Source organism: Arthrobacter sp. Hiyo1 (assembly GCF_001263615.2).
Taxonomy (GTDB): domain Bacteria; phylum Actinomycetota; class Actinomycetes; order Actinomycetales; family Micrococcaceae; genus Arthrobacter.
This window is the reverse complement of sequence record NZ_DF952473.1, coordinates 213,325-215,489: the sequence shown is the minus strand read 5'-3', so window position 1 is coordinate 215,489 and position 2,165 is coordinate 213,325. Positions and strand designations below refer to the sequence as shown.

The window sequence follows — 2,165 nt, the reverse complement described above, 5'->3', positions numbered from 1 at the left end:
CTTCGCCAAGGAGCGCGATGCGGCCGCCGGTACGTTTTTGAAGGCCTTGCGCGCATTCGAGCGTTGTCGTCTTGCCCGCGCCGTTTGCACCGAGCAAGGCGGTGATCTGGCCGCGTTCTGCGAACATTGACAGGCCGCTGACTACCCGGAGCATCTTGCCGTCAAGGGAAGCCAGCGGGCCAACGTCCTTGATGAGTCCATCGATGGTGAGGACAGGGGATTCGGGGGATCGCACCAGAGTATTCTACGTGAAGTAGTAACGGTGCGGCGGGCAAGGTGCCGCAGGCCAGCCTTGCCTTACTGGATGCCCGGACTAAATTACGACATGATTGTGTTGTGTATTCCATGAGGAGTTCTGTTTCCGTGCCCGCAAGGCATAGCGCGGTCATGCCTGTGCCCGGTGGCACAGCTGCTGGCGCGGCTGACGCGGAAGACCGCACCCGCGACCGTGTACTCAACGCGGTGTTGGAGCACGGTCCCGTCAGCGCGGCTGAACTCGGCGACATGCTGGGTTTCACCCCCGCAGCCGTCCGCCGTCACCTGGATCACCTCCAGCGCGCCGGGGTCATTGAGGTAAAACGCGTCGCGAAGGCGGGTGCCGGCGCAGGCCGGCCGGCCCGTCGCTATGTCCTCAGCTCACAAGGGCAGTCGAAGCTCGGGGATGACTACCTGAACATTGCCAGTTCCGCGTTGCGGAAGCTCAGGGACCTCGCAGGCGAGGAAGCTGTCAGGGACTATGCGGTGGAGCGCTTCGCCGAAATGGAAGAGCGCTACGCACCCGAAGTGGACCTGGCGGGTTCCGACATTGCGGCCCGCGCTGTGGCACTGTCCAAGGCGCTGAGCAGGGACGGATATGTCGCGTCCGCTGCGTCTATTGAGACCAAGGCGCCGTTGCCCGCTTCCCTCTCGAGCGTCCAGCTGTGCCAAGGCCATTGCCCCATCCAGCAGCTCGCCGCGGAATTTCCCGTTTTTTGCGACACCGAGACCGAATTGTTTTCCCGTTTGGTCGGCGTCGACGTCCGCAGGCTTTCCACCCTCGCGCAGGGCGGACATGTCTGCACCACCCACATTCCAACCGGCAGGCCGGCCGCCAAGGAAGCCCTCGGGTTTCCGAAGCTGCGGGCCACGCCCCATGTCGAATCCAACAATCAGTAAGAAAGGCCGTGATGACGGGTCAATTAGCTGAAGGAACAGCAGAGAAAGCGCTAGCTGACGGTGCTGTGATCTCGGAGATTCTGGAGAAGAATCCCGAGCTGCACGGTATTGGCAACTACGAGTACGGATGGGCCGACAAGAACGACGTCGGCGCCAACGCACGCCGTGGTCTCAACGAAGAGGTAGTCCGCGACATTTCGGCCAAGAAGAACGAGCCGCAATGGATGCTGGACCTGCGCCTGAAGGGCTTGAAGTACTTCGACCGCAAGCCCATGCCCACGTGGGGTGCAGACCTCTCCGGCATCGACTTCGACAACATCAAGTACTTCGTGCGCTCCACCGAGAAGCAGGCTGCCACGTGGGAAGACCTCCCCGAGGACATCCGCAACACCTACGAGAAGCTGGGCATCCCGGAAGCCGAGCGCAGCCGCCTCGTGTCCGGCGTGGCCGCGCAGTACGAGTCCGAGGTCGTGTACCACCAGATCCGCGAGGACCTGGAAAAGCAGGGAGTCATCTTCCTGGACACCGACACCGCGCTGCGTGAGCACCCGGAGATCTTCCAGGAATACTTCGGCACCATCATTCCGGTGGGCGACAACAAGTTCGCTTCGCTGAACACGGCCGTATGGTCCGGCGGTTCCTTCGTGTACGTCCCCAAGGGCGTCCACGTGGACATCCCGCTGCAGGCCTACTTCCGCATCAACACCGAGAACATGGGCCAGTTCGAGCGCACCCTGATCATCGCGGACGAAGACTCCTACGTCCACTACATCGAAGGCTGCACCGCTCCGATCTACACTTCGGACTCGCTGCACTCGGCAGTGGTGGAAATCATCGTGAAGAAAGGCGCCCGCGTCCGTTACACGACCATCCAGAACTGGTCCACCAACGTGTACAACCTGGTCACCAAGCGCGCCATCTGCGAAGAAGGCGCCACCATGGAATGGATCGATGGCAACATCGGCTCCAAGGTGACCATGAAGTACCCGGCTGTCTACCTGGTCGGCGAG

At 61.8% G+C, this 2,165-nt stretch carries 3 protein-coding genes; 2 read left to right on the top strand and 1 reads right to left on the bottom strand.

The annotated features are described in order from the left end of the window. On the bottom strand, nt 1-235 hold a 235-nt coding region (locus AHiyo1_RS16495), incomplete at its 3' end, for an ATP-binding cassette domain-containing protein (RefSeq protein WP_113990694.1). Between the two features lie 152 nt (nt 236-387). Here AHiyo1_RS16495 and AHiyo1_RS16490 point away from each other — a divergent pair. Beyond that, complete coding sequence (locus AHiyo1_RS16490; RefSeq protein WP_059389270.1) at nt 388-1,155, top strand: helix-turn-helix transcriptional regulator; 768 nt, start codon at nt 388-390, stop codon at nt 1,153-1,155. An 11-nt stretch (nt 1,156-1,166) separates the two neighbouring features. Further along, a partial coding sequence (gene sufB / locus AHiyo1_RS16485) for a Fe-S cluster assembly protein SufB (protein ID WP_059389271.1) occupies nt 1,167-2,165 on the top strand: 999 nt, incomplete at its 3' end.